Raw genomic sequence first — 23,971 nt, 5'->3', positions numbered from 1 at the left:
CGATGGAATGGATCATCATCATAGCAATTGTCGCATTCTTTGCATGGCGTATGATGCCGTCAAAAGGCGTGAAATCGGTATCGACCGACGAATTGAAGACGGTGTTGAAAGATAAGTCGAAGCAATTCATCGATGTCCGTACGCCGGCAGAATACAAAGGGCGCCATATTAATGAATTTAACAATATCCCTTTGAACTTGTTGAAATCCAAGTTGGATAAACTCGATAAGAATAAAGAGATTGTCGTCATTTGCCAGAGCGGCATGCGGAGTTCTCAAGCCGCAAATATCCTGAAAAAATCGGGATTCACAAATGTCACGAACGTCAGGGGCGGCATGAGCGCCTGGCGCGGATAAGGTAATAAAACACGAAAGCATCTGCTGTTGAAATCGCGGCAGGTGTTTTTTTGCGTCCAAAGCGAGCCATCCCGCGTCCAAAGCAGTCCGTCCCGCGTCCAAACCCACCCATCCCACGTGCCAAACCTCGCCCATTCGCTAAAAACCGCGCCATTTGCCCAACCAAACCCATAGGCATACACATATTATTGTTATGAAGAGGTGGTGAACGTTGAAAAAAGATAAGGCGACTATTGGACGCGATCCGTATGAGGTTGAACAGCGTGAATGGAAGCAGAGACAATCGAAGGAACGATATAAGCAGCTATTGACGATCGCTTCGCCAATCTTCCTTTTACTGTTGTGGGAAGTGATGTCAAGGACGGGAATAATGGATATCCGGTTTTTCCCTCCGCCCTCCGCCATTTTAGGCACATTTGGAAAAATGATTGCGAGCGGGGCGATGGCGGATCATATTGGGGTATCGTTGTACCGGATTTTTGCAGGGTTCCTCGCAGGAGTCATACCCGGGGTAGTCATCGGTTTACTGATGGGGCTTTATTCGCCGATCCGGCATTTTGTTCAACCAATCGTCATGGCGCTTATGCCGATTCCGACGCTTGCGTTGCTACCGATTATCATCATCCTATTTGGAATTGGTGATCTGTCGAAAGTTGTCACGATTGCGGGAAGCGTGTTTTTCCCGGTTGTCATTAATACGGCGGCTGGCGTCTTGAACATCGATCGAATTTATTTGGACGTTGCAAATAATTATGGAGCAGGTAAACTGCAGTTCTTCTTCAAAATTGCATTGCCTGGCTCATTGCCGGTCATGCTGGAAGGGATTCAAATGGGGCAGGCAATCGCCTTGTTGACGATTGTTGCTGCGGAAATGATGGGGGCAACTTCGGGTATTGGCTATTTGATCTGGACGTCGTATAAGGCCTTTCTGTTGAAGGAAATGTATGTCGGCCTCATCCTCATTTCATTTTTCGGCTATCTCTTCTCCTTGATGCTTCGCGGTCTTCAGAAAAAGTTGTTACCTTGGAGGTGATTGGATGAGAAAGAATGCGAAAATCGAAATTAGGAATCTGACGAAAGCATTTTACAAAAAACAATCGAGTGTGACAGCGCTCGACGATATTTCCCTTTCAATCGGAGAAGGGGAATTTGTCTGTATTGTCGGACCGAGCGGCTGTGGCAAAACAACATTACTACGTATACTGGCGGGTCTCGAACAGCCAAGTGTCGGTGAATTCGAAATCCGTTCGGAACAAGAAGGGCGTCCTCTCCAATCAATGGTATTCCAAGAAAGGGGAGTCATTCCCTGGCTGACTGTGAAGGAGAATGTCGCATTTGGGTTGAAAATGCGCAAAATGCCGAAGAATGTCATTCAGGAGAGGACGGACTATTATTTAAAAAAGACGGGTCTTGATCGGTTTGCACATCTTTTCCCGAAAGAACTTTCCGGGGGGATGAAACAGCGGGTGAGCATTGCCCGTGCGTTCGCAAATGACCCGGAAATCTTGCTGATGGATGAACCGTTCGCAGCACTCGATGAACAGAATAAATTCATCCTACAAGAAGAATTGCTTTCCATATGGTCAGAAACGAGAAAAACAGTCATTTTCATTACGCATAGCATCGATGAAGCGCTATTGCTGAGCGATCGGATTCTGCTCATGAGTGCACAGCCCGGTCAAATCATACAACAAATTAAAATCGACACACCGCGGCCTCGGACGATAGAAGATATCCGGAAAGATCCGAAGCTCGCGGAGCAATTTGTCGACATTTGGAAGCATTTGCAAGATGAAGTGCAGCGGTCTAGGAAAGAGAATAGATGAAATGGGGAGAAAAGGTGAAAGGGTTCAAATATGGTTGGATGATGATTTTGGCTGCAATGCTTTTACTTGCCGGAGCATGCGCCAAAAAAGAGCCCGCTCCGCAGACGAAAGTGGAAACACCTCCTGGCGATTCAGTCGTTGAGCCGCCATCCGGGGATTTGGCGCCGCTAGATAAAAGGGTGAAGGTGTTGATTGCCGAAGACGGTGCGGCTTCCGGAGCGGGGTTCTATATTGCGAAGGAAAAAGGGTATTTTGAGGACTATAATATTGAAGTGGAATTTGCCGATTTCGCCAATAGTGATGACATGCTGCCGGCACTTGCCGCTGGGGAAGTCGATATAGCTGGAGGAGTTTCGACCGCATCTTTCTTCAACGCTATCGCGCAAGGCATCGACGTTCGGATCATTGCGGATAAAGGGCATAATATGCCAGGAAAATCGTATTTCACTTTCGTAATCGGCAACCATATGGTAGATGAAATTAAGGATTATCCTGATTTCCGCGGGAAGAAGATTGCCGTGTCTTCCAGAAACTCGATTGATGGATATATTTACGAGGAAATGTTGAAACATGCGGGATTGACAGAGGATGACGTAGAGTATGTCCATATCGCGGATTTCGGTTCGATGCTTGGTGCGATTAACGCTGGAACAATCGACGCAGCGTTGAATATCGAGCCGCTCATAGCGCAAGGGGTCGCAAACGGCTTCCACGTCCGATTCAAAGATGCAACCGATTATGCACCTGAATCGCAGATTGCGATGGTTCTCGCTTCGCCAAAATTCATGGGTGATGAAGAAATTTCGCTACGCTTCATGGCCGCTTATTTGAAAGGTGTCCGGGATTACAACGACGCGTTCTTTAAAGGGGAAGGCAAGGAAGAAATCGTCGATATCATGGTGAAGCATACTGCTTTGAAAGATCCGGAGCTGTGGGATAAAGTGAATGTCACTGGTCTTGATCCGGACGGAAAGATGTTCGTGGATGATATTAAGAAGCAATACGAAACGTATAAAGCGAACGGCGCAATCTTGGGTGATATTGATTTTGATAAAGCTGTAGATACATCATTAGCCGAAGAGGCAGTGGAAATAATCGGGACATATGAGTGACAGGGAAATATGCCCTTCAATGTTGAGAATTTAACTAAAGGAGTGAAATTCCATGGGATATTTCCCGCTCGAGGGTACACCGAGTCCACAATCTCCTCCTCCAACATTCATACCACCAAAACCTTCTGTGTCCTATATCGTCGACTGTCTATATCAAAACACTTATGTATGGCTTATAAATGGCAACCAATTTTGGTTTTATCCTACTCGTGTGGAATTCGGAGAAGTGTCTGGATATAGGTGGAACGGTGCCTTCTGGCAATTCTACGGTATTGACCCCAGATTTATAGATGCTGTTGCCTGTTATCCTACTCCAACCCTATACTAAAATCCAAAAAGCCTTATGGTAATTAAAAACCACAAGGCTTTTTCCTTTGTAATTTGCATGCTTAGTGAGTGCTAATCGAATGTCAAATTGAGTAGGGCATTGTTAGGCAACAAAATAGGACATCAATTCATATGTGAATTGTGTCCCCAATTGGTTGATAGTAAAGTTTCTCTCCATCAACCGAACCTATGCAACGGGCATTTTTTTCTTTGCAATCGATGTATGGTAACTGTGCAGTCCCATGCCGATAATGATGACGGCGATTCCGAAAAGTGAGAGCGGGCCAGGTAGAGCGATATGTAAAATGAGCATTTCACCGATCATCGCGAAAATGAGCTCGGTCGATTGCGTCGCCTCTACGGCAGCGAGCTTGCCTTGGTCATGCTGGACAAGGTCAGTAGCCATGAAGAAGAGTGTAGTCGCAATGACGCCTGAACTGACAGCAACAATCAATGATTGGATCACTTGATTCCCGGATGGCAAGCCGACGGTCACCGTCGCGTAAATGGCAAATCCGATCCACACCGGTATCGTCATCAACGTCATCGCAAGGACCCGTTGAAATGTATCAAGTCTACCTTGCAGTAAATCCATCATCTTCCGATTTCCTAAAGGATAGGCAAAGGCGGCGATCAGCACCGGAAAAATGCCGAGCGACAAAGTTCGCATATCGACACTTTTCGCATTCGGAATTTGAATAAGGACGACGCCAACCAAAATGATCAATGAAATGGCTAATGAAATCAATGGGATCCGTTGTCGAATCTTCCTTTCACCATTCTCGGCCTTTACGACAATAACAAAGAACGGGGCCAATAAAACACCTGCCACAATCGTCAATTGCCATGTCCCAGCAAGCAACCATCCGGGACTATATGCTGCCGAAAAGGTTAAAGGGGCGTAGAAGAGGACGAATGCCACGACACTCCACCCGAAAAAGGGAAGGGGCTTCGTCGCCATTGCCTTGCCTGTATCCCGAAGCCCTTTACGATAAGCGACAATGGCAATTAAAAACGGAACCATGAAAAAATAACGGAGGGAAGCGCTCCATAACCAGCTGCCCCCCGAAATCTCCATCGACCTGTTCAAAACGAACGTCACCGCGAAAAACAAAGATGACAGGATCCCGATCCAAATGACTTTCACAGTGACGGCCTCCTCCTTATGCCCGCTCTTCGAAAAGCTTCACAGCCTCGATGATGACATTCGTCGCCTTCTCCATATTGTCGACGGAGATATATTCGTATTTTCCATGGTAATTCTCTCCGCCCGTGAAGATGTTTGGCGTCGGCATGCCCATATAGGAAAGCTGCGATCCGTCCGTACCCCCACGCACCGGCACAATATCCGGCTTGATGTCGAGCGCTTTGAATGCATCCGAAATAATATCGACAATTTCCATGACAGGCTCGATTTTCTCGCCCATGTTGAAGTATTGATCGTTAAGCTCAAGTTCAATAGCATTATCGCCATGCTCTTTTTTCAATTGTGTCACTGTATCAACAAACAATTGTTTTCGTGCTTCAAACGTTTCGCGATCGAAGTAGCGGATAATATAATGCAACTCGGTCTTCTCGACGGAGCCTTTCACATCCATCAAGTGAACGAATCCTTCATAGCCATCCGTCACTTGCGGAATTTCAACTGCTGGCATCGCCGCTTGGAATTGATTCGCAATCAAAATCGAGTTCACCATTTTATTCTTTGCGGACCCAGGATGCACATTCGTGCCGTGAAAAGTCACTTTCGCTCCGGCCGCATTGAAGCTTTCATACTGCAGTTCTCCAAGAGGTCCGCCATCCATCGTATAGGCGTATTTCGCACCGAACGCTTCCACATCGAATTTATGAGGTCCACGTCCAATTTCTTCGTCAGGCGTGAAAGCAACACGCAGTTTTCCGTGTTTAATTTCAGGATGCTGAATCAAATACTCCATCGCTGTCACGATTTCAGCAATTCCGGCTTTATTGTCCGCCCCTAACAACGTCGTGCCATCCGTTGTGATGAGTGTGTGACCGATATAATTCTTCAGCTCAGGGAAAGTAGAGACAGACATTGTCGTCTGTGCATTCAATTGGATGTCGTTGCCGTCATAATTGTCCACTCGTTGCGGATTGACGTTTTTGCCTGTATAGTCTGTCGCAGTGTCGACATGCGCCAAAAATCCGATTGTCGGGACCTCTTTATCCGTATTGGCAGGAAGAGTTGCAAATAAATAGCCGTTCTCATCCAATGTGATTTCTTCCATTCCGATGTCAACAAGCTCTTTTTCGAGTACATGCAACAGATCCCATTGGCCTGGTGTGGATGGTGTGGATGTACTATTTGAATCCGATTGTGTATCGATTTTCGCATAGCGTGTCAGACGTTCGATCAGTTTTTCTTTCATTCCAAATACCTCCAGTTAGTGAAAAACATAGTTTTACTTATCTTATCAGATTGTTTCGATTCACGGAATACTTGACGACCCGACTTCCGATGCTTGCTGCAATGAAAACTTGTGCAGCATAGTATGTCACCATGACGAAAACATCCCGATAAGGAATGTCGGTGATGAATCGGTCAATGGCGAGCACGGAATCAGAGGACATGAATAGCAATGCACCTATAATAGCGAGTGGCATTCTCGTACGAATCGCCATCCATCCCATCGTCAAAATGACTGCGATATAGGCAAGGATAGCAACGCCTAGAATTGATTGTCCATTTGCGAATTGGGATCCGGCAATCCAGATGGCCATTGCGGTACCGTAAAGCACAAGCAGGATTGCGGCCCACATCGGTACCCGTTTACGGCTAGCAGACTTGAATGCGGAGATGTAAAAAAGATGCCCGATGAAAAAGGTGATTAGCCCTGCCATGAACCAATAGATGACACCATCTGCAATCATGCAGACGAACAATCCGGCAATAACAATTCTTTTATATATCCGTGACACGAGCGGCAGAGTCATCGCAGCGAACATAATAATGAGTGCCATCGGGATGAGCTTCATGAAAATCTTGAAACCGACCGGATCCGGTGGAATGAAAAAAATATAAATGGCACCCATTATGATGATAGCTGTCAATAGAATATTCCTCACTGCATGTACAGCTCCTCTCCAACCCTTCATTTCGATAGGAGGAGGTGGAATCCCTTCTATTTTAGTGTCGTCAACAGCTTTTTTGTCCGTAGGATATCAATGAAAACCTCCAAAGCCTTCGTTTGGAACGGTGTGTTTGTCACAATCGAAAATTGGCGGCGATAGGGGAGTCCTGTAACATCCAGCACCCGTAAATCGCCGTTTTTCAGCTCTTTCTTTATAGACCAATGGGAAAGCAGGCTTATTCCGAGACCTGCCTCGACCGATTCTTTAATTGGTTGGGTGCTGCTGAAATTCATAAGCTTCATTGGTGAAATCCCATGCTGCTCGAATAAGTTATCCGTCGCCTCCCGAGTTCCGGAACCATGCTCACGGACAATCCAAGTCTCTTTCTCCAAATCAGCCATTCCGAGCGGTCCTTTCCTACTTGCAAGTGGATGGTCGACTGCACTGACAATTACCATGGCGTCTTCTGCAAAATCCTCAACGATGAGCCTCGCCGCATTGAATTTTCCTTCCACGATGCCGATATCGAGCTGATGGCTTGCGACAAGATCGGCAACGGTAGATGTATTGCCGATTGTAACTGTCGGTTGGATATCGGGATAAGTCTGTTGCAAATTGGCGATAATGCGTGGCAGCACGTATTCTCCAAATGTATAACTCGCTCCAATCGACAGCGGACCGCTCGCCTTATTCGCCAGGTCGTCGACAAGACTTTGCATTTTCGTATACAAAGCAAGAATTTCCTTTGCATGATGAAAGACGATCTCACCGGCTTTGTTGAGGCGTACGTATTTATTCGTGCGCTCCAAAATTCTTGCCCCAATCTGCTCTTCGAATTGGCGGATATATTGGCTCACAGCCGGCTGGGTCATATGAAGCTCTTCGGCAGCGCGTGAAAAGCTCTCTTTTTCCGCTACCGTAACGAACACTTTAAGTTGTTGGTCCATCTCCATCACTCCTTGCCACCAATTATAAGGGTTTACTTATCATAGTTATTATTATAATTTATTTTACTTATGGAAGGCCGCATATTACGCTTGTACAGGAGGTGTTATATATGAAAGAAAAGAAGAGCACCAGGGACAACGGCATGTGGATCGTAGGGATTGCTTTTACATTTTTTATTGCATTATTAGGTTTTTTATTGGCGAAAGTACCTGGATTCAACCATGTCGGACAATTAGCAAGTGCCATTATCATAGCTGTCGCATATAGACAATTATTCGGTTATCCTGAAGCACTTCGCAGCGGAATCACATTCTCCTCGAAAAAGCTTCTGAGGCTAGCGATTATTTTATACGGATTGAAATTAAACATTGATGTCGTTTTCCGCGACGGGCTCGGATTGCTGGCGCGCGATGTACTCGTCATTGCATTTGCCATCGGGCTTATGGTCCTTCTTGCCAAATGGCTGAAGGCGGATAAAAGCATCTCCATGCTGCTTGGGGTAGGAACGGGGGTATGCGGAGCTGCAGCAATCGCGGCGGTTGCACCGATCATTAAGGCGAAGGATGAAGATACCGCAATCGGAGTCGGCATCATCGCGATGCTCGGGACCGTGTTTGCAATCGGCTATACAGTATTGCGACCGATTGTCCCGTTGCTTCCGACTGAGTACGGGATCTGGTCGGGTATGAGTCTCCACGAATTGGCGCATGTTGCAATTGCAGCGGCTCCTGCAGGAGAAGATGCACTCGCAATTGCACTGCTTGCGAAACTCGGCAGGGTATTTTTATTAGTGCCGTTATGCTTCATTTTCATTTATTTCATGAAACGCAAAAGCAAGGGGGAAGAAGAGGGGCAGAACAAAATCGAATTTCCTTGGTTCCTCGTCGGGTTTATTGCAATGAGCTTATTCGGAAGCTATGTGCTAGGCCACTCGATTCCGGTATCTGACAGCGTAATGGCAGGAATCAGCACCGCAACGACGTGGCTATTGACGGCCGCCATGGTCGGACTCGGCTTGAACGTCAGCTTGAAAGACTTGCGTGAACGCGCGATGCGTCCGTTGATCGCGGTGACGATCACATCGATCTGCTTGTCTGTTTTGGTGTATTTCATAATATAAATAAAAAAGGGCACTCCTTGATGGAGATGCCCTTTTAGTATAAATTAATCTACAGAGTAGTTCTTATGAGAAACAACGGTGAGATTGGATGCGGCGCCGATACGGTCGGCGTCGTCCTCTGAAATTTTAACGATGACCGAGTTTTCAAGAATCTTATGAATCGTCCCATTCACCTCATGATCATTGCGGACGAATGAAATCTCCTCATCGATATGACGAGCTGCGACAAAATCTGAAACAGGTTTCTCCCTGCGTGGAAATGCCAAACGAATCACTCCTACTGTTTATTCTCATCATAATTTCTAATGAAAAATTGCTTAGGCACGTCCTAAGCAATCGAATCATGATGGAAAACAACTAGTTGAAACCGATCCCTATCAAGTTGTCTATAACTAGTATACCATAAATTGTCGAACTTTGCAGAATGCTGAATCGAAGAAGAACAACCGCTTGACATTATACCTGGAGGGGTATACAATCGGTATTGTAATCAACGTGAAAGGAGCTGAACGTAATTGCAATACGATGAGAAGGTCGTAAACCGTTTAAAAAGGATCGAAGGCCAAATCAAAGGAATTCTAAGGATGATTGAAGAAGGAAAAGACTGCAAAGAGGTCGTGACTCAATTATCAGCTTCCCGTTCAGCGATTGACCGTACGATAGGTGTCATTGTCAGCTCAAATATCATTGCATGTATGCAGAACATTGACGAGAACAATTCGATGTCCCCAGAGGATATCGTGAAGGAAGCGGTAGATCTTCTTGTAAAGAGTCGCTAAACAGTTGACTCTTTTCTTTTATCGTCTTAACATACCCCTAGGGGTAGAGGTAATTTAAAAGGAAAGGATGATTGTATTGTCAGAAACGAAAAAGACGACCATTGTTCTGTTCAGTGGTGAATACGATAAAGCAATGGCTGCGTATATCATTGCGAATGGAGCTGCAGCTTATGACCATGAAGTAACAATCTTCCATACGTTTTGGGGGTTGAATGCATTACGGAAAGAGGAACACGTTCCTGTAAAGAAAGGGTTCCTTGAAAAGATGTTCGGAAAAATGATGCCGCGTGGTGCTGATAAGATGGGCATCTCAAAAATGAATATGGCTGGAATGGGCCCTAAAATGATTAAGCACGTCATGAAAAAGCATAATGCGATGACGCTTCCGCAATTGATTGACTTGGCAAAGGAACAAGACATCAAACTCGTTGCATGTACCATGACGATGGATTTATTAGGTCTCGATCAAGTCGAATTGCTGGATGGCGTTGACTATGCAGGAGTAGCAGCTTATTTAGCTGATGCACAAGACGGCAATGTGAATTTATTTATCTAACCAAGGAGGAAATAACGATGAATGAAGTGACAGCAAAAGAAATCGAAGCAAAACTATCCGCGGGACAGCCGCTTAATCTTATAGATGTCCGTGAAGTGGATGAAGTCGCTGAAGGGAAAATCCCTGGCGCCATCAATATCCCACTTGGATTGTTGGAGTTCCGTATGAATGAATTGGATAAAAACGTTGAGTACACTATGGTTTGCCGTTCCGGTGGACGCAGTGGACAGGCGACGAAGTTCTTGGAAAGTTACGGATACAAAGCGGTGAACATGGCGGGCGGCATGTTAGCTTGGGAAGGTCCGACTGAGGGTTTTTTTACAAATAATAATACCCTCAGGGGCATGAAGGAAGATAGTGCAGTTAAACCGATGACTGCTGCAGAGGTCGCAGAAAAGGTTATTAATAAAGAGAGTTTTTTCATTTTGGACGTTCGGAATGAAGATGCATTCGCGGATTGGAAAATTGAAGGGGAAAATATTCATTACTTAAATATTCCCTATTTCGATTTATTGGATGGAGTCGAAGACATCCTCGATCAAATCCCGACAGATAACGATGTTCTTGTCGTCTGTGCGAAGGAAGGCTCTTCGATTTTTGTAGCGGAAATGCTAGCCGAGGCTGGACGCGAAGTTTCCTATTTGCAAGGCGGTATGAGAGCGTGGAGCGAACATTTGGAGCCGGTGAAAGTCGGTGACTTGAAAGGTGGCGGCGCAATTTATCAATTCGTACGAATCGGAAAAGGGTGCCTCTCTTATATGATCGTTTCGAACGGAGAAGCGGCCATTGTAGATGCAACACGAATGACGAATGTCTTCCTTGACTTCGCAAAAAAATTGGACGTAAACATTACGAATGTGCTCGATACACATCTGCATGCGGATCATATTTCCGGCGGACGTCAAATCGCCGAAGCTGTGAACGGAACGTACTGGCTGCCGCCAAAAGATGCAACAGAAGTGACGTTTGATTTCGAACCGTTGGAAGACGGCCGAGTCATAACAGTAGGTACGTCGAAAATTGATATTCAGGCGCTTTATTCGCCAGGCCATACGATCGGCTCCACATCGTTTATTGTGGATGATGCTTATTTATTGTCTGGAGACATATTATTCATCGATTCGATCGGGCGCCCAGACCTTGCGGGTTTGGCTGAAGATTGGGTTGGTGATCTGCGGGAAACATTGTATAGCCGCTATCGCGAGTTGGCGGAAGATCTACTCGTTCTTCCAGCACACTTCATGATCATCGAGGAATTGAATGAAGACGGAAGCGTTTCCGAGAAGTTAGGAGTGCTTTTTGCGAACAATCACGGTTTGAACATCGAGGATGAACAGGAATTCCGTCAATTGGTGACAGGAAATCTGCCTCCTCAACCGAACGCATATCAAGAAATCCGACAAACGAACATGGGGAAAATCACGCCTGACGAGGAAACGCAACGTGAAATGGAAATCGGACCAAACCGCTGTGCGGTCCGGTAATCATACAACAATATAAAGGAGCGATTTATAAATGAATGTATCAAAAGTATTGGACGCAAAAGGGTTGGCATGCCCAATGCCGGTTGTACGTGCAAGGAAGACAATGAAAGAAATGGAAACAGGTGAAATCCTTGAAATCCAAACGACTGACAAAGGCTCAGTGGCTGACTTGACAGCATGGGCAAAATCCGGCGGCCACGAAATGGTCGACCAAAAAGAAGATGCAGGTGTCTTCACGTTCTGGATTAAGAAAGGCTGATTGTAGGGGGGGTATCTGTGTGGATACCCTTTTCCTGATTAAGGAGGTAGGTGTTTTATGGATTTGGCATTTCTTATTACAATTTTCCTCATCGGATTTGTGGGGTCCTTCGTTTCAGGTATGGTTGGAATCGGCGGATCAATCATCAAATATCCGATGTTATTATACATTCCGCCATTGCTCGGAATTGCCGCATTTTCCGCACACGAAGTTTCTGGAATCAGTGCGATCCAAGTGCTATTCGCAACAATTTCCGGGGTCTGGGTGTATCGGAAAGGCGGATATCTCAATAAGACGTTGATCATTTATATGGGCAGCGCCATTTTGCTTGGTAGCTTTATCGGGGGCTATGGCTCCAATATGATTTCAGAAGGGTCTATCAACCTTGTGTACGGGATTTTGGCAACGATTGCGGCTATCATGATGTTCATTCCGAAAAAAGGATTGGATGATATCCCTGCCGATCAGGTGAGCTTCAATAAATGGCTTGCGGCTGTGTTAGCTTTCATCGTAGGGATTGCTGCTGGTATTGTCGGAGCTGCAGGAGCCTTCATCTTAGTTCCAATCATGCTCGTCGTCTTGAAAATCCCGACACGTATGACGATTGCAACTTCACTTGCCATCACATTCATCTCATCGATCGGATCGACCATAGGGAAAATTGTTACAGATCAGGTGCTCTATGGTCCGGCTGCTGTCATGATCGTAGCGAGCATCCTTGCCGCTCCATTAGGGGCAAAAGCGGGGCAGAAGATGAATACAAAAGTGTTGCAAGGCATATTAGCGGTATTAATCTTAGGAACGGCCGTGAAGATTTGGTTGGACTTTTGATTTGAATATAAAAAAACAGAAGCCTCACGCTGAGTGCTTCTGTTTTTTCTTGAATGATGCGCGAATACGAGGCTCCGTCCCTTTGAGAATCCGCTTGAAATTTTCAATATGCTTCCAGATCGACATGAAGAAAAGTATAATGGCAATTAATATTGGCCAATGTCCCTCAAGCCAAACGGCCATAACCAATAGAGTGATGTACAACATGATAACACCAAAGACTAGAATGTCCGATATGAGGGCCACAAGAATGAAGAGGATGAACCCGGCAAGTCCAAATCGCCAATCAATTGCAAAGAGCACCCCGATTACAGTTGCAGTTCCCTTTCCACCATTGAAGTTCATATGGAACGGAAAATTATGACCGAAAATAACGGCAGCTCCAATAGTGAAAAGTAATAAATTGATGTATTCCGTTTGCAGTCCGAAATGTTCGGCAAGCAATCTGACGGCAATGACCGCGAAAACGCCTTTGCCGATATCAATTAATGCAACAAGTGCGCCATACCGTTTCCCAAGAACGATCATTGCGTTTGATGCTCCGGCGTTTTTTACGCCAGTCTCTTTCAAATTAACCCCTGATATCCAATGCGCGACTGTCGATCCGTGCAGACAGCCGACTAAATATCCACAAACTATGGTAACTAAAATCCATAACGTCATAAGGATCCCCCAAAATTAATATATTCATATGAACCAGCGTCCAATGTTGGTTGAATCGCGTCCAAAGCGAGTGGTTGCGCGTTCAAAGAAGCCGGTCCCGCGCTCAAAGAGGCTGCACCCGCGCTCAAAGAAGTCCCTCACGCGCTCAATAAGGCTGCATCCACGCTCAAAGAAGTCCCTCACGCGCTCATCCACGCTCAAAGAAGTCCCTCACGCGCTCAAAAAGGCTGCATCCACGCTCAAAGAAGTCCCTCACGCGCTCAAAGAGGCTGCACCCGCGCTCAAAGAAGTCCCTCACGCGCTCAAAGAGGCTGCACCCGCGCTCAGTCCGACTTCTAAAACCATTATAACACCTCAGATAAAGCGCAAGTTTCAGAAAAAAATAAATTCACCCCTTGACTTTTAAAAAATAGTCTCCTATACTGTTCAACAAGATGAAAAACTGAATACCCAAACTCTTATCAAGAGCGGCGGAGGGACTAGGCCCTGCGATGCCCGGCAACCGGCAAGTGACGAACTTGCAAAGGTGCTACTTCCTACAGATTCGTGCAAACGGTCTGAAAGATAAGAGGAGGAATAAGCGAAAGCGTAACCCTTCTCTTAGCGAAAGGGGTTATTTTTTTATTCCAAAAACCCCCAACGCCTCCGCATTGCCTTTTCATCTTAAAAAATCCACTGGAGGTAATAAAAATGACAAACAAACAACTTCAACCAGAAACTCTTCTCTTACACGGAGGTCAAAAGCCGGATCCTATTACAGGTTCTCGTGCTGTACCGATCCACCGTACTACCGCATTCGTTTTCCGCGACACTGAACATGCCCAAAACTTATTCGGCTTGCAAGAAGCAGGCAATATTTACACACGAATCACAAATCCGACCGTTGCAGTTTTTGAAGAAAGGGTTGCACTACTAGAAGGTGGAACAGCTGCAGTCGCTCTTTCTTCCGGGATGGCCGCTATTGCTTTCTCCATTTTGAACATTGCGGGAGCAGGGGACGAAATCGTCGCTGCCGGCAATCTATACGGCGGTACGTATAATCTATTCGCCGTCACGCTTCCTCGCTACGGCATCAATGTGAAATTTGTCGATGCAGAAGACCCAGAAAACTTCCGCGCGGCAATTACGGACAAAACGAAAGCGATCTTCGCAGAAACGATTGGGAACCCGAGCTTACAAGTGCTCGATATCGAAGCAGTCGCAAATATCGCTCATGAGAATGAAATTCCGTTCCTCATCGATAACACATTCGCATCCCCATACGGATCGAATCCAATCGAGTTTGGAGCAGACGTCGTCATTCATTCCGCAACGAAATGGATTGGCGGCCACGGAACGACAATTGGAGGTGTCGTCGTCGACGCAGGGAAATTTGACTGGACGCGCGGCAAGTTCCCAGGCTTTACAGAGCCGGACGAAACGTACCACGGCCTACGCTACGGCGTTGACACTGCGGCAGCGGCATTCGCTACGAAGCTCCGCGTCCAATTGCTGCGTGACTTCGGGCCTTGCCTAGATCCGGACAGTGCTTTCAACTTCCTACAAGGGCTGGAGACGCTTCATTTGCGTGTGACACGCCATAACGAAAATGCCGTGAAAGTCGCTGAATTCCTACAGGCTCATCCGTCTGTTGAATGGGTTACTTACACAGGACTGGAAGATCATCCGACATATGAAAATGCTAAGAAATATTTGAAAAACGGCTTCGGCTCCATCATCGTCTTTGGCATTAAAGGCGGACGTGAAGCAGGGCGCAAAGTGATCGATAATATTACGCTATGGTCACATGTGGCAAATGTGGGGGATGCTAAATCTCTAATCATCCATCCTGCATCAACAACACATCAGCAATTGTCTGCGGAAGACTTGAAAAAGACGGGGACGCCGGAAGAATTGATCCGTCTGTCTGTCGGACTTGAGTCTACGGAAGATATCATTGCAGACTTGCAGCAGGCGATCGAAAAAGCCGCGCCGGTAGCAGTCCGCTAAGGGACATCATTACTAACATCTAGCTGCGGGCGCCAGACGCTTGGGTCATAAGTCGAAGCTAAAGTCGTAACGAAGAACGGCTTTTGCGAGTAAAAGCGTAGCGTTACGAGCAGCGGTAACAAAGCGCATCTTCGCCTTATGCCTGTCGCATCTAGGCAGGCGCCCTCCGCTTTAGAAATAGAGAGGGTGGTTTCATGCCGTCAATTAAAGTGGCCATACTCGGTTTCGGTACGGTCGGTGAAGGTGTTTACAGAATCCTGCAGGAAAAGCGGGAAGAGATTAAAAGGAGCACTGGTTTCGCCGTTGATGTCGTATCCATCCTTGTAAAAGACAAGGCAAAAGAACGTATGCCGATTACAGGCGCAAAATTTACAGATGACATTCAGGAAATATTGGGGAATCCCGAAATCGATATCGTTCTCGAAGCGATTGTCGGGGAAGAACCTGCGTATACGTATTTGTCGGATGCGATCGAGAAGGGTTGCCACATCATTACCGCGAACAAAAAGATGTTTGCTAAACACGGACCTGCGTTAATGAAACATGCCGAGTTCAGGGATGTGCAAGTTGGGTTCGAAGCGACGACAGCTGGCGGCGTCCCGGTCATCCGGACGGTGTCCAATTTGCTGGCAAGTGATCGTATCAAACGGATCCAAGGCATTTTAAATGGGACGTCGAATTTCATTTTGACGAAAATGCGCGATGAAGGATCTTCATTCAAACAGGCACTTTCTGATGCACAGCAAAACGGGTTCGCTGAAGCGGATCCTGCAGATGACGTGGATGGCACGGACGCCTTCCGTAAACTGATGATTTTGAGCTCGCTCGCTTTCGGCCAGCAGCCCGATTGGGAGGACGTCCCTGTCGTCGGAATCGATCATCTTGAGTCGATCGATATTATCGATGCATCGAAAGGCGATCTCCGTTATCGTCACGTGGCGGATATTTGGAAAGATGAAGAAGGGAAGTTGCAAGCGACTGTAGGGCCGGTTTTGATTGGCGCCGATCATCCGCTGTTCAGCATTGACGGTGTCGACAATGCAATCATTCTAGATACCGAATACCTTGGCTCATTAACTTTGGTTGGCCCTGGTGCCGGAATGTATCCGACTGGAAGTGCAATGGTTGCAGACCTGTTGCATATTATTCGTCAACACGAAGCGGTCATGGTACCGAATTGAAAAAGTGGAGGGGGGAATTTTTAATTCCGTCCTCCACTCAGCCTGTTGACAAACGCTCGCATCCGTTGTTGCTCGTCTCGCTCGTCCGCGCATGAACTTAAGTTCTATTCGCGTCTTCGCTTGACGTCGCGCCTAGGCTGACAAGCGTTTTCAATCAGGCTGAGGAGTTTCTTGCGCATCATGGCTTTCCTTAAAAAAGAGTGTAGACAAAGTCGAAAATTGACTTTGTCTACACTTTTTTATGTCGTTCAAACGTTGTCTTTCGCTTTCCTTCTTCTCGGCCGTTCACTTTTTGGCAGTTCGCTCTTCAACGCTTTGAGTAAAGATATAATCATTAGCAAAATGATGAAAGAGAAAGGCAAGGCGGCAATGATGATTGTATTTTGCAGTGCAGTCAATCCATTGACAGACAGCAAAATGATTGCGATTGCCGACTGGATGACACCCCAAATGATTTTCACGCTATTCGGCGGGGTCAATGAACCGTACGTGGACTGCATGCCTAACACAAATGTCGCCGAGTCTGCTGACGTAATGAAAAATGATGCAATGAGCAGTACAGCTACAATTGAAATAATAATTGACAATGGCATCGCATGGAACATTTCAAAAATCGTCAACTCAGTGTCTGTCTTCGCTAAATCTACAATCCCTTCACGTTGCATATTGATGGCGGTCGTTCCAAAAGCTGAAAACCAGATGGCGCTCAGGACGGTTGGCGCCAACATGACAACGACCATGAATTCCCTGATCGTTCTGCCTTTCGATACACGTGCGATAAACATGCTGACGAACGGTGCCCATGATATCCACCATGCCCAATAGAAGATTGTCCAGCTTTCAAGCCATTCACGATGTGCACCGTTTAATGGAGCCGTGCGAAAGCTCATCGATACGATATTGGCAAGATAGCCCCCGATTGAATCGGTAAACACATTGAAGATAAGCAAAGTCGGTCCTAAGATAAGGACAAAACCTAATAGGGCGAGGGCAAGTATTAGGTTTGCATTCGACAAATACTTAATGCCTTTGCTGAGCCCCGACCAAGCGGACATGACAAATAGCACTGTGACGACCGCGATAATGATCAGTTGTGAAGTGAACCCAATTGAAAAGCCGAACAAATAATTCAGCCCTGCGTTAATTTGAACAGCACCGAAGCCGAGAGAAGTGGCAACGCCAAAAGCTGTTGCAAATACGGCAAGTACATCGATGAGGACGCCCCATGGCCCCTCCATTTTTTTACCGAAAATCGGCTTCAATGTTGCTGAAATTAACCCGGGTTCCTCTTTGCGGAACTGGAAATATGCCAGAGCAAGTCCAACAATCCCGTACATTGCCCATACATGCAATCCCCAATGGAAGAATGTTTGTCGCATCGCTTCTTTAAAAGCAGCGTCCGTATTGGGCTCAGCTGTTGCAGGATTGATCGCATAGTGGGACAGCGGTTCGGCAGCCCCGTAAAAGACTAATCCGATTCCCATTCCGGCAGAAAAGAGCATGGCAATCCAAGTGATCATCGAAAATGATGGACGGTCTGTATCTTGCCCTAAACGCACTTTGCCGAACGGGCTGAAAATGAAGAAAAAGCTAAGCACTAGAAGAAATGAAAGCAGAAGCATGTAATACCATCCGAATGAAGATGAAACGAAGGATTTGATGGATGTTGTAACGGCTTCAAAACTTTCCGCCGCAGCAACCCCATATCCAACGGCCAATATAATTAGACCGATTGTGATATAAAATACATTTGATATTTTTCGCATGTTTCCCCCTATAAATAATGGTTTTTTGAGACGACTACAAACTATACCAATCATGTAGCGGGAATGCAAAGGTGGTGAAAATGTAAACACTTACAAAGATGGTTCGTTTTATTTTTTCATTAACACGTGCAAAATGCATTCTAAAGGTGTCTGTTAGGAATAAATCAAAACTTCTAAATTGTTAGTGATGATTAGATTGAATGAAAAAATTGTGTCTTTCTAACTATGGCGCATCCCTGTTTTCAGTTTACCCTTTACGGGATTTTTTAATCCTCATCTTTGATATCCCGATCCGGAGGAATTGGTTCATTCAAGTAGTCCTCAATCTGCCTTTTCAACGTTTCGAGTTGTGTGAAATAATTACTAAATTGATTTTGGTTGATGAAAAACTGTTCGCCGTCATGGACGGCGCGGATGCGTCCTTCCCATACATACTTTCGGACTTGCTCGGCAGGCATACCTAAATATTCTGCTGTTTCTTCAATCGTCATATACATCAAAAAAACCTCCTTCCGTTATTTATACATTATAATGCATCGATGAGCCTCCTCATATTTTGATCGTACTTGGGCAATGTTAAAAGAAGAGAATGGAGGCAATTATGATGAATGAGGAAACAAACGTGAACCACGGAAGGTCGCTTCTGATTAAAGCAATATTGATTTTTCCGGTTCTATGGATTGTGTTAACGGTTTTTAATGGCGTTTCTTTTTGGCACTCGACTATTTTAGGTATCGCTTTACTGTTAATTTCCTATCTGGGAGATTTGATGATCCTCCCAAGAGTGGGCAATATGACCGCGACGATTGGAGACTTGGCGTTATCGTTTATCGTTTTATGGGGTGGCTTGAATTTGCTTGGATATTCGGAAGCTATGGGAGAAGCATTTTTGGCAGGAGCTATTCTCGCTGTCGGGGAATACTTTTTTCACTCTTGGCTATTAAAAACACAGTACGGCAACACTTATGTATGAGTAAAAGAAAACAGAGAGCGGCGCTTTTAATGCCACTCTCTGTTTTTTAATCCTATATGAGTTTGCTGAAATTAAGTCGTTTATCCAATGCAGCCATAACAGGAATGCCGATTGCCATGACGACGAATTCGCCAACAGCGACGAATAGCCAAGTCAGTAAGAAAGGCCACTCCATTACAATGTTCAATTCCCATGCAATAATGAACATCGTGAACGTAAATACAAGTGTATTGAAAAACATCCGTCGGTATATCCCTTTGATGAATTTTGCGGATAGGATTGTAATTGATAAAGCGAGGATGGATTGTCCAACTCCAAATACGAGATCAATCGGACCTAACTCCGAAAAAAGCAGATTGGCGACAAAAACACCTAATACGACGCCGACGATATATTTTTTATTGAACACAACGAGATGATTGAACATCTCTGACAAGCGAAACTGAATGTTTGTGAACCCGAACGGGGCAATCAAAAACGTCACAGCAACATACAACGCAGCGATGATTCCGCTCGTTGCCATCGTTTTTACTTTCATATTCATTTCTCCTTAGTTTTTTTTCGTGGGATGGTTACGAACCACGCGGCAAAAAAGCCTGCCTATTAGTGTAGCATAGAGCTATTGGCCGTTCAATAGCCATTAATTTCAAGTGAAATTAAGGCTTGTATGATAAACTGAAGGAAACATTGCAACAGTACAGGAGGATACCATATGTCTGCGAATGAAATTAGGAAAACGATACTCATTGGGGCGACTATTGAAACGGTTTGGCCGTATGTGTCAACAGCGGAAGGAATCAGTGCTTGGTTCATGCCGAACGATCTGGAACCGGTCGAAGGGAAGGAGTTCACCTTGCAAGCGGGCCCCTGGGGAGAATCTCCATGTAAAGTGACGCAAGTTCAACCGCCGAACCGTTTGTCATTCAACTGGGGGAAGGATTGGCATGTTCATTTTCAATTGAAGGAAATCGATGGTCAAACCGAGTTGATGTTCATCCATGCTGGCTGGGAAGAAGGTAAGCAGACAGAGTTCGGTGAATCGCATGACGTCGTTCGACCGCGTATGTCTGAGGGCTGGAATGGACTTTTGGCAAAACTTAAAAATGTAATCGAATCAACAACCGAATAATTGAGAGAATTCATACACCCTTCTTCGATATCATGATATATTCATAATATCGGGGGAGGGGATTTCTTTGTCACAGCGAATTGCATTTATAGTTGTCTTATTAGGAGCGGTGCTTTGGGGAACGACGGGCACCGCGCAAACATTCATGCCGCAAACGGTGCACCCATTGGCGGTCGGAGCCTCAAGGCTTGCGGTCGGTGGTTTCACTTTGCTCATACTCATGCTTGCCCTTCGAAAAATTGACTTTCGGAACTGGCCATGGAAAGCGACGCTTCTTTCGGCGCTGGCGATGGCAATCTTCCAATATTGCTTTTTCACGTCAATCCGGTTGACGGGCATCGCCATCGGAACCGTAGTTGCGATCGGTAGTGCACCGATGTTTTCAGGGATTATTGAATGGTTGATCTTAAAGAAGCGCCCGACAAAAATATGGGTAACTGCAACATCCCTCGCCATTGTCGGCTGCGTATTATTGTTTTCGAATAAAGAGGGGCTCGTCGTCAATCCAATCGGCGTCTTGTTATCTTTATGTGCCGGACTATTATTTGCCTTTTATACGTTTTTCAGCAAAGAGGTGTTGGAGAAAGCGGAGGCGATCCCATCCGTCGCTGTCATTTTCTCAGTGAGCGCAATTATGCTAATGCCATTTCTATTCATCTTCGAAACGGAAGGGCTGCTTACTGTTCCTGGCATCTCGACAATGATCTATCTCGGCATCGCGACGACGAGTGTGGCATACGTCCTATTTTCCACCGGCTTACGGCATATCCCCTCGTCATCCGCGGTGACACTCTCGCTCGCCGAACCGCTGACTGCTGCGATTTTAAGCGTGCTCGTCGTCGGAGAAAGGTTGGATGTGATTTCATGGGCAGGAATCGCGCTTCTCTTAGGCGGAATCCTCGTTTTGACGCTAAGTGGTAGAACAGGAAAGGCTGCCGTTCAATAGGCAGCCTTACAAACGCATAAACCTATCAAATTCCGCATAAATTGCCGTATTTACGCATAAAACATCCCACTTCCGCATAAACCGCCGCAAAAGCGCATAAAACGCTAAATCAGCTCATAAATCAATAAAAGTACGCAAAAACTTCTCCAATTACGCATAAATTGCTGCAAACGCGCATAATCGTCTTACTCCGCCTTCATCTTCACATACATCCTCGTCGCGAAATACCCGAGAATAATAAGGAGCGTCGCTAGTAAGCCGCCTTCCAACCCGAACGCTCCGCCCGTCAGCCATGCATTCCCGTTCTCCGCCGAGACAGCATACATTCCATGCGGAGTCATTCCGCTCACCGCAAATCCGAAGACATTTCCTTGAAAGTAATTCCACGTGATGTGATAGCCGATCGGCAGCCATAAGCTTTTCGTTGCGTCAAACATATAGGCGAATAAAATCCCGACCAATGCAATGTTGATCAGTCCTAACACGCTGACGTTCGGATTCATGCCGTGCGCCAAACTGAACACGACAGCTGATACGACATAAATAAGCCACTTCGGATTTCCGCGACTTTCCATCGTCGACATGACATACCCTCGGAAAAAAATCTCCTCAGAAAAGCCGACAAAGATGAACATGACGAGAAATGATATTGAGAACAGAGAAAACTCGGGTTTAGTGAGTGAATTAAGTAACGTTATATTTCCGGTAGCCAATAGAATAAAGAAAATGATTGCAATTGACACCGCTCCAAGCAGGAGGCCGAAACCTAAATCTTTCAACGGACCCCTGAATCCAAGCTCTTTCAATGTCCCTTTATTCACAAAACGCCATAACAAAACCGTCGCGAGCATTCCGCCAACTGTCCCGCCGCCTTGCGTCAAAAGGAAAATCCATGGATGCCTGTCGAATGCGGCCATAATATCCATATCGTAATTTCCGTCTTGAAACGGGAAATCAATGAATGCCAACAAGACTGCGCCGGGCAAGGCGAAAATTTGCTGGGCGATGAACATCGCAACGAACGCCAAAAAAATTAGCCATCCTGCACGAACTTGGTTTGATTCGTTTTTGAACAAATGATAACCCCCTATAGTTCCTAATCTATGCCGCAAATAAGGCTCAAATGAGCGTATTCACCCGTAGTTGTTCGGGGCTGACTCGCCGTGTGGCTCCGACGAGCAATAAAAACAGAATGTCCATCACGAGCACGCCGATTAATGAAATTAATGCAAGAGCGACCCATCCGCCTCCATGTACATTCATGAAAAAGGATTGTATTGCCAAGGCGAAAAGATGGATCGCTACGTAAAATTTGAACGTGTTTTCCGTTCTTTTTTGCAACGCTCGGTCCCCAAAAGCTTTCACCACATCTTTTAACACAATGAACAAGTAATAACCCATAACCATTTTGAGGACTAATAGAAAACCGGAGTAAGTCGACCAGCCAAATGTAAGAGGTATCTCCGAAAGATTCACGAAGACGGAAGGCAATGAAACGAAAGCGCCGACCAATGCGACAAACTTCGCTTTTTTCGCTACTGGATACGCCTCAACAATTTTGGAACATCCTGAAAAAATTAGGATATAGCCGATTGGATCTGCTAATAGATCGATGCCGACATGGAGTCGGAAAAAGATGAATACATACCCCCAGAAGATTTGCCGCAATGCTTTATTCACCCGAATTCCTCCCCGTCTTTTCCTGTATAATCCTGTTGACATCCGCTTGTTTTAAATAAGGGTGCTGCCAATTGTAACCACCGTTGCTCGTGAATGGCTCGCCTGCCGCTGTCGTTCCCGATAGATGGATAGGGAAAGAAGAGGGGATTGAGGCAGCGGTTTGATCCAATTGCATTGCCACCGTGACATGTTCCGCTTCAGCTAAATGGATGGGAAGCTCAATGCCATCCAATGTTTTATCTTTTTGAATATGACTACCTGTAATGGATAGACGGAGCTCGTCTCCTAAGGCGTTGCGGAATGGGATTGAAATCTTTTGGATGGAAAGCGGTTCGGTTGCCCAAAATGTGTGTGAACTCTTGCCATCATTACTTCCCCCGCCTGATGATAGCTTGAGTGGAATCGGATCGTCCGAAGCAATAGATTCTGAAGGGTGGATGATGACTTCGCCGATGGATACGGTAGATGCCTTACCGTCTGAATAGTATACTTGCATCTCATTGAAAGAACGATCCTCGTCTGAATCATTTAATTGTCTTAATTCTACTGTTATACTTCTGAGCTCTTGATGTTTATAAGTGTCCACTGCGTGAGGGCTGGCCTCAGGATAGATAAAGTCACGCTGCGGCAGTCCTTCGACATCCCCTAGTACTATGTAATTGATGTAGGATTGATCATTTTTATTTGCCAAGTAATAAAAAGTGACATTGCTATGATGGCCAATTACCGCTTCAATATAATGATCGAGAAAAATAGGTTCTTTCAACTGTTTTGAGTAGGCGTACAATGAATTCGCAAGCCAACTAATTGAAATAAGACCGATTGCCACCCAGAAATAACGTTCTTTCATAGTCATTCCCCCTCCCATCCTTTTCTTTTGTTTGTTTATTGTCTCAAATGAAGGGAGAGATTGCACCATTTATTTGGAAGAGGAGAGTTTACCACCGCTCACA

The 23,971-nt window shown here is 45.8% G+C and carries 28 protein-coding genes, 1 pseudogene and 2 riboswitches; of the genes and pseudogenes, 16 read left to right on the top strand and 13 right to left on the bottom strand.

Translation table 11 applies throughout. From position 1 onward, the window contains the following. Window positions 1-2: 2 nt before the first annotated feature. From AB1K89_RS13645 to AB1K89_RS13630, 4 genes are all read left to right on the top strand, one after another. Window positions 3-356: a rhodanese-like domain-containing protein gene (locus tag AB1K89_RS13645; RefSeq protein WP_413055265.1), complete on the top strand. Its 354-nt coding sequence runs from the start codon at window positions 3-5 to the stop codon at window positions 354-356. Between the two features lie 211 nt (window positions 357-567). Further along, on the top strand, window positions 568-1,389 hold the full coding sequence (locus AB1K89_RS13640; RefSeq protein WP_413055264.1) for an ABC transporter permease: 822 nt from the start codon (window positions 568-570) through the stop codon (window positions 1,387-1,389). Window positions 1,390-1,393: 4 nt separating this feature from the next. Beyond that, on the top strand, window positions 1,394-2,182 hold the full coding sequence (locus AB1K89_RS13635; RefSeq protein WP_413055263.1) for an ABC transporter ATP-binding protein: 789 nt from the start codon (window positions 1,394-1,396) through the stop codon (window positions 2,180-2,182). Between the two features lie 38 nt (window positions 2,183-2,220). Continuing rightward, window positions 2,221-3,294, top strand: a complete 1,074-nt coding sequence (locus AB1K89_RS13630; protein ID WP_489686570.1) for an ABC transporter substrate-binding protein — start codon at window positions 2,221-2,223, stop codon at window positions 3,292-3,294. 514 nt (window positions 3,295-3,808) lie between these two features. Here AB1K89_RS13630 and AB1K89_RS13625 read toward each other — a convergent pair. The 4 genes from AB1K89_RS13625 to AB1K89_RS13610 are packed head-to-tail and all read right to left on the bottom strand — an operon-like array spanning window position 3,809 to window position 7,661. Further along, window positions 3,809-4,768 carry a DMT family transporter gene (locus tag AB1K89_RS13625; protein WP_413055261.1) on the bottom strand — a complete coding sequence of 320 codons (960 nt, stop codon included), beginning with the start codon at window positions 4,766-4,768 and terminating at the stop codon, window positions 3,809-3,811. A gap of 16 nt (window positions 4,769-4,784) precedes the next feature. Beyond that, the gene (pepT, locus tag AB1K89_RS13620) at window positions 4,785-6,011 is read right to left on the bottom strand and encodes a peptidase T (protein WP_413055260.1); all 1,227 of its coding nucleotides are present in this window, start codon (window positions 6,009-6,011) and stop codon (window positions 4,785-4,787) included. A 37-nt stretch (window positions 6,012-6,048) separates the two neighbouring features. Further along, window positions 6,049-6,708, bottom strand: a complete 660-nt coding sequence (locus AB1K89_RS13615; RefSeq protein ID WP_413055259.1) for a lysoplasmalogenase — start codon at window positions 6,706-6,708, stop codon at window positions 6,049-6,051. Window positions 6,709-6,764: 56 nt separating this feature from the next. Then, window positions 6,765-7,661 (bottom strand): LysR family transcriptional regulator, encoded by an 897-nt coding sequence (locus AB1K89_RS13610; RefSeq protein ID WP_413055258.1) that lies wholly within the window; start codon window positions 7,659-7,661, stop codon window positions 6,765-6,767. Between the two features lie 110 nt (window positions 7,662-7,771). Here AB1K89_RS13610 and AB1K89_RS13605 point away from each other — a divergent pair, with 110 nt between their 5' ends. Beyond that, window positions 7,772-8,782 (top strand): YeiH family protein, encoded by a 1,011-nt coding sequence (locus AB1K89_RS13605; protein ID WP_413055257.1) that lies wholly within the window; start codon window positions 7,772-7,774, stop codon window positions 8,780-8,782. A 44-nt stretch (window positions 8,783-8,826) separates the two neighbouring features. On the opposite strand, the gene AB1K89_RS13600 is transcribed toward AB1K89_RS13605, so the two are convergent. Further along, entirely contained in the window at window positions 8,827-9,057 is a 231-nt protein-coding gene (locus AB1K89_RS13600; RefSeq protein ID WP_252501684.1) for a DUF2187 family protein, read from the bottom strand. Window positions 9,058-9,297: 240 nt separating this feature from the next. Here AB1K89_RS13600 and AB1K89_RS13595 point away from each other — a divergent pair, with 240 nt between their 5' ends. The 6 genes and pseudogenes from AB1K89_RS13595 to AB1K89_RS13570 all read left to right on the top strand — a co-directional run bounded on the left by AB1K89_RS13595 (window position 9,298) and on the right by AB1K89_RS13570 (window position 12,691). Then, entirely contained in the window at window positions 9,298-9,561 is a 264-nt protein-coding gene (locus tag AB1K89_RS13595) for a metal-sensitive transcriptional regulator (protein ID WP_413055256.1), read from the top strand. 76 nt (window positions 9,562-9,637) lie between these two features. Further along, window positions 9,638-10,117, top strand: a complete 480-nt coding sequence (locus tag AB1K89_RS13590) for a DsrE/DsrF/DrsH-like family protein (RefSeq protein WP_413055255.1) — start codon at window positions 9,638-9,640, stop codon at window positions 10,115-10,117. A 17-nt stretch (window positions 10,118-10,134) separates the two neighbouring features. Then, window positions 10,135-10,404: pseudogene (locus tag AB1K89_RS13585) on the top strand (rhodanese-like domain-containing protein); the annotation flags it as partial. Window positions 10,405-10,461: 57 nt separating this feature from the next. Beyond that, window positions 10,462-11,601: an MBL fold metallo-hydrolase gene (locus AB1K89_RS13580; RefSeq protein ID WP_413055281.1), complete on the top strand. Its 1,140-nt coding sequence runs from the start codon at window positions 10,462-10,464 to the stop codon at window positions 11,599-11,601. Between the two features lie 31 nt (window positions 11,602-11,632). Then, window positions 11,633-11,860 carry a sulfurtransferase TusA family protein gene (locus tag AB1K89_RS13575; protein ID WP_413055254.1) on the top strand — a complete coding sequence of 76 codons (228 nt, stop codon included), beginning with the start codon at window positions 11,633-11,635 and terminating at the stop codon, window positions 11,858-11,860. Between the two features lie 57 nt (window positions 11,861-11,917). Next, window positions 11,918-12,691 carry a sulfite exporter TauE/SafE family protein gene (locus AB1K89_RS13570; RefSeq protein ID WP_413055253.1) on the top strand — a complete coding sequence of 258 codons (774 nt, stop codon included), beginning with the start codon at window positions 11,918-11,920 and terminating at the stop codon, window positions 12,689-12,691. A 24-nt stretch (window positions 12,692-12,715) separates the two neighbouring features. On the opposite strand, the gene AB1K89_RS13565 is transcribed toward AB1K89_RS13570, so the two are convergent. Both AB1K89_RS13565 and AB1K89_RS13560 read right to left on the bottom strand, forming a co-directional pair. Next, entirely contained in the window at window positions 12,716-13,354 is a 639-nt protein-coding gene (locus AB1K89_RS13565; RefSeq protein WP_413055252.1) for a glycerol-3-phosphate acyltransferase, read from the bottom strand. Next, complete coding sequence (locus AB1K89_RS13560) at window positions 13,351-13,482, bottom strand: hypothetical protein (RefSeq protein ID WP_413055251.1); 132 nt, start codon at window positions 13,480-13,482, stop codon at window positions 13,351-13,353. The genes AB1K89_RS13565 and AB1K89_RS13560 overlap by 4 nt, the downstream gene beginning before the upstream one ends. 327 nt (window positions 13,483-13,809) lie before the next feature. Further along, a riboswitch (SAM riboswitch) is annotated at window positions 13,810-13,925 on the top strand. Between the two features lie 119 nt (window positions 13,926-14,044). On the opposite strand from AB1K89_RS13560, the gene AB1K89_RS13555 reads away from it, so the two are divergent. Together AB1K89_RS13555 and AB1K89_RS13550 are read left to right on the top strand one after the other, a co-directional pair. Beyond that, window positions 14,045-15,343 carry an O-acetylhomoserine aminocarboxypropyltransferase/cysteine synthase family protein gene (locus AB1K89_RS13555; RefSeq protein ID WP_413055250.1) on the top strand — a complete coding sequence of 433 codons (1,299 nt, stop codon included), beginning with the start codon at window positions 14,045-14,047 and terminating at the stop codon, window positions 15,341-15,343. A 194-nt stretch (window positions 15,344-15,537) separates the two neighbouring features. After that, a complete protein-coding gene (locus tag AB1K89_RS13550) occupies window positions 15,538-16,524 on the top strand; it encodes a homoserine dehydrogenase (RefSeq protein ID WP_413055249.1) in 987 nt (328 codons plus the stop codon). Between the two features lie 248 nt (window positions 16,525-16,772). Here the strand turns inward: AB1K89_RS13550 and AB1K89_RS13545 are convergent, their stop codons facing one another. Both AB1K89_RS13545 and AB1K89_RS13540 read right to left on the bottom strand, forming a co-directional pair. Further along, complete coding sequence (locus AB1K89_RS13545; RefSeq protein WP_413055248.1) at window positions 16,773-18,290, bottom strand: glycine betaine uptake BCCT transporter; 1,518 nt, start codon at window positions 18,288-18,290, stop codon at window positions 16,773-16,775. A 266-nt stretch (window positions 18,291-18,556) separates the two neighbouring features. Then, window positions 18,557-18,787: an excisionase family DNA-binding protein gene (locus AB1K89_RS13540; RefSeq protein ID WP_252501695.1), complete on the bottom strand. Its 231-nt coding sequence runs from the start codon at window positions 18,785-18,787 to the stop codon at window positions 18,557-18,559. Between the two features lie 107 nt (window positions 18,788-18,894). Between AB1K89_RS13540 and AB1K89_RS13535 the strand changes: the two genes are divergently transcribed. Continuing rightward, a complete protein-coding gene (locus AB1K89_RS13535; RefSeq protein ID WP_413055247.1) occupies window positions 18,895-19,263 on the top strand; it encodes a DUF2512 family protein in 369 nt (122 codons plus the stop codon). A 52-nt stretch (window positions 19,264-19,315) separates the two neighbouring features. Here the strand turns inward: AB1K89_RS13535 and AB1K89_RS13530 are convergent, their stop codons facing one another. Continuing rightward, entirely contained in the window at window positions 19,316-19,801 is a 486-nt protein-coding gene (locus AB1K89_RS13530) for a QueT transporter family protein (protein WP_413055246.1), read from the bottom strand. 6 nt (window positions 19,802-19,807) lie between these two features. After that, window positions 19,808-19,852: riboswitch (PreQ1 riboswitch) on the bottom strand. Window positions 19,853-19,975: 123 nt separating this feature from the next. Between AB1K89_RS13530 and AB1K89_RS13525 the strand changes: the two genes are divergently transcribed. Continuing rightward, window positions 19,976-20,392 (top strand): SRPBCC family protein, encoded by a 417-nt coding sequence (locus AB1K89_RS13525; protein WP_413055245.1) that lies wholly within the window; start codon window positions 19,976-19,978, stop codon window positions 20,390-20,392. A 67-nt stretch (window positions 20,393-20,459) separates the two neighbouring features. Continuing rightward, on the top strand, window positions 20,460-21,338 hold the full coding sequence (locus tag AB1K89_RS13520) for a DMT family transporter (protein WP_413055244.1): 879 nt from the start codon (window positions 20,460-20,462) through the stop codon (window positions 21,336-21,338). A gap of 185 nt (window positions 21,339-21,523) precedes the next feature. On the opposite strand, the gene AB1K89_RS13515 is transcribed toward AB1K89_RS13520, so the two are convergent. From AB1K89_RS13515 to AB1K89_RS13505, 3 genes are read right to left on the bottom strand one after another with little or no spacing between them, the layout of a single operon-like run. After that, entirely contained in the window at window positions 21,524-22,414 is an 891-nt protein-coding gene (locus AB1K89_RS13515; protein ID WP_413055243.1) for a CPBP family intramembrane glutamic endopeptidase, read from the bottom strand. A 43-nt stretch (window positions 22,415-22,457) separates the two neighbouring features. Continuing rightward, window positions 22,458-23,018, bottom strand: a complete 561-nt coding sequence (locus tag AB1K89_RS13510; RefSeq protein WP_413055242.1) for a hypothetical protein — start codon at window positions 23,016-23,018, stop codon at window positions 22,458-22,460. Next, complete coding sequence (locus AB1K89_RS13505; protein WP_413055241.1) at window positions 23,011-23,868, bottom strand: hypothetical protein; 858 nt, start codon at window positions 23,866-23,868, stop codon at window positions 23,011-23,013. The genes AB1K89_RS13510 and AB1K89_RS13505 overlap by 8 nt, the downstream gene beginning before the upstream one ends. Window positions 23,869-23,971 lie beyond the last annotated feature (103 nt).

Origin of the sequence: Sporosarcina pasadenensis (genome assembly GCF_047228845.1) — a bacterium.
In the GTDB taxonomy this organism is placed as follows: domain Bacteria; phylum Bacillota; class Bacilli; order Bacillales_A; family Planococcaceae; genus Sporosarcina.
Note: the sequence above shows the minus strand (reverse complement) of the source record. Positions and strands in the feature narration are given on the sequence as shown.

What these genes read in the sequence shown, in the direction of transcription:
- AB1K89_RS13545 (WP_413055248.1), bottom strand. Translation starts at nt 18,290, where the DNA reads ATGCGAAAAATATCAAATGTATTTTATATCACAATCGGTCTAATTATA.
- AB1K89_RS13535 (WP_413055247.1), top strand. Translation starts at nt 18,895, where the DNA reads ATGAATGAGGAAACAAACGTGAACCACGGAAGGTCGCTTCTGATTAAA.
- AB1K89_RS13580 (WP_413055281.1), top strand. Translation starts at nt 10,462, where the DNA reads ATGAAGGAAGATAGTGCAGTTAAACCGATGACTGCTGCAGAGGTCGCA.
- AB1K89_RS13550 (WP_413055249.1), top strand. Translation starts at nt 15,538, where the DNA reads ATGCCGTCAATTAAAGTGGCCATACTCGGTTTCGGTACGGTCGGTGAA.
- AB1K89_RS13645 (WP_413055265.1), top strand. Translation starts at nt 3, where the DNA reads ATGGAATGGATCATCATCATAGCAATTGTCGCATTCTTTGCATGGCGT.
- pepT (WP_413055260.1), bottom strand. Translation starts at nt 6,011, where the DNA reads ATGAAAGAAAAACTGATCGAACGTCTGACACGCTATGCGAAAATCGAT.
- AB1K89_RS13555 (WP_413055250.1), top strand. Translation starts at nt 14,045, where the DNA reads ATGACAAACAAACAACTTCAACCAGAAACTCTTCTCTTACACGGAGGT.
- AB1K89_RS13505 (WP_413055241.1), bottom strand. Translation starts at nt 23,868, where the DNA reads ATGAAAGAACGTTATTTCTGGGTGGCAATCGGTCTTATTTCAATTAGT.
- AB1K89_RS13630 (WP_489686570.1), top strand. Translation starts at nt 2,221, where the DNA reads ATGATGATTTTGGCTGCAATGCTTTTACTTGCCGGAGCATGCGCCAAA.
- AB1K89_RS13565 (WP_413055252.1), bottom strand. Translation starts at nt 13,354, where the DNA reads ATGACGTTATGGATTTTAGTTACCATAGTTTGTGGATATTTAGTCGGC.
- AB1K89_RS13570 (WP_413055253.1), top strand. Translation starts at nt 11,918, where the DNA reads ATGGATTTGGCATTTCTTATTACAATTTTCCTCATCGGATTTGTGGGG.
- AB1K89_RS13605 (WP_413055257.1), top strand. Translation starts at nt 7,772, where the DNA reads ATGAAAGAAAAGAAGAGCACCAGGGACAACGGCATGTGGATCGTAGGG.
- AB1K89_RS13635 (WP_413055263.1), top strand. Translation starts at nt 1,394, where the DNA reads ATGAGAAAGAATGCGAAAATCGAAATTAGGAATCTGACGAAAGCATTT.
- AB1K89_RS13610 (WP_413055258.1), bottom strand. Translation starts at nt 7,661, where the DNA reads ATGGACCAACAACTTAAAGTGTTCGTTACGGTAGCGGAAAAAGAGAGC.
- AB1K89_RS13575 (WP_413055254.1), top strand. Translation starts at nt 11,633, where the DNA reads ATGAATGTATCAAAAGTATTGGACGCAAAAGGGTTGGCATGCCCAATG.
- AB1K89_RS13540 (WP_252501695.1), bottom strand. Translation starts at nt 18,787, where the DNA reads ATGTATATGACGATTGAAGAAACAGCAGAATATTTAGGTATGCCTGCC.
- AB1K89_RS13525 (WP_413055245.1), top strand. Translation starts at nt 19,976, where the DNA reads ATGTCTGCGAATGAAATTAGGAAAACGATACTCATTGGGGCGACTATT.
- AB1K89_RS13530 (WP_413055246.1), bottom strand. Translation starts at nt 19,801, where the DNA reads ATGAAAGTAAAAACGATGGCAACGAGCGGAATCATCGCTGCGTTGTAT.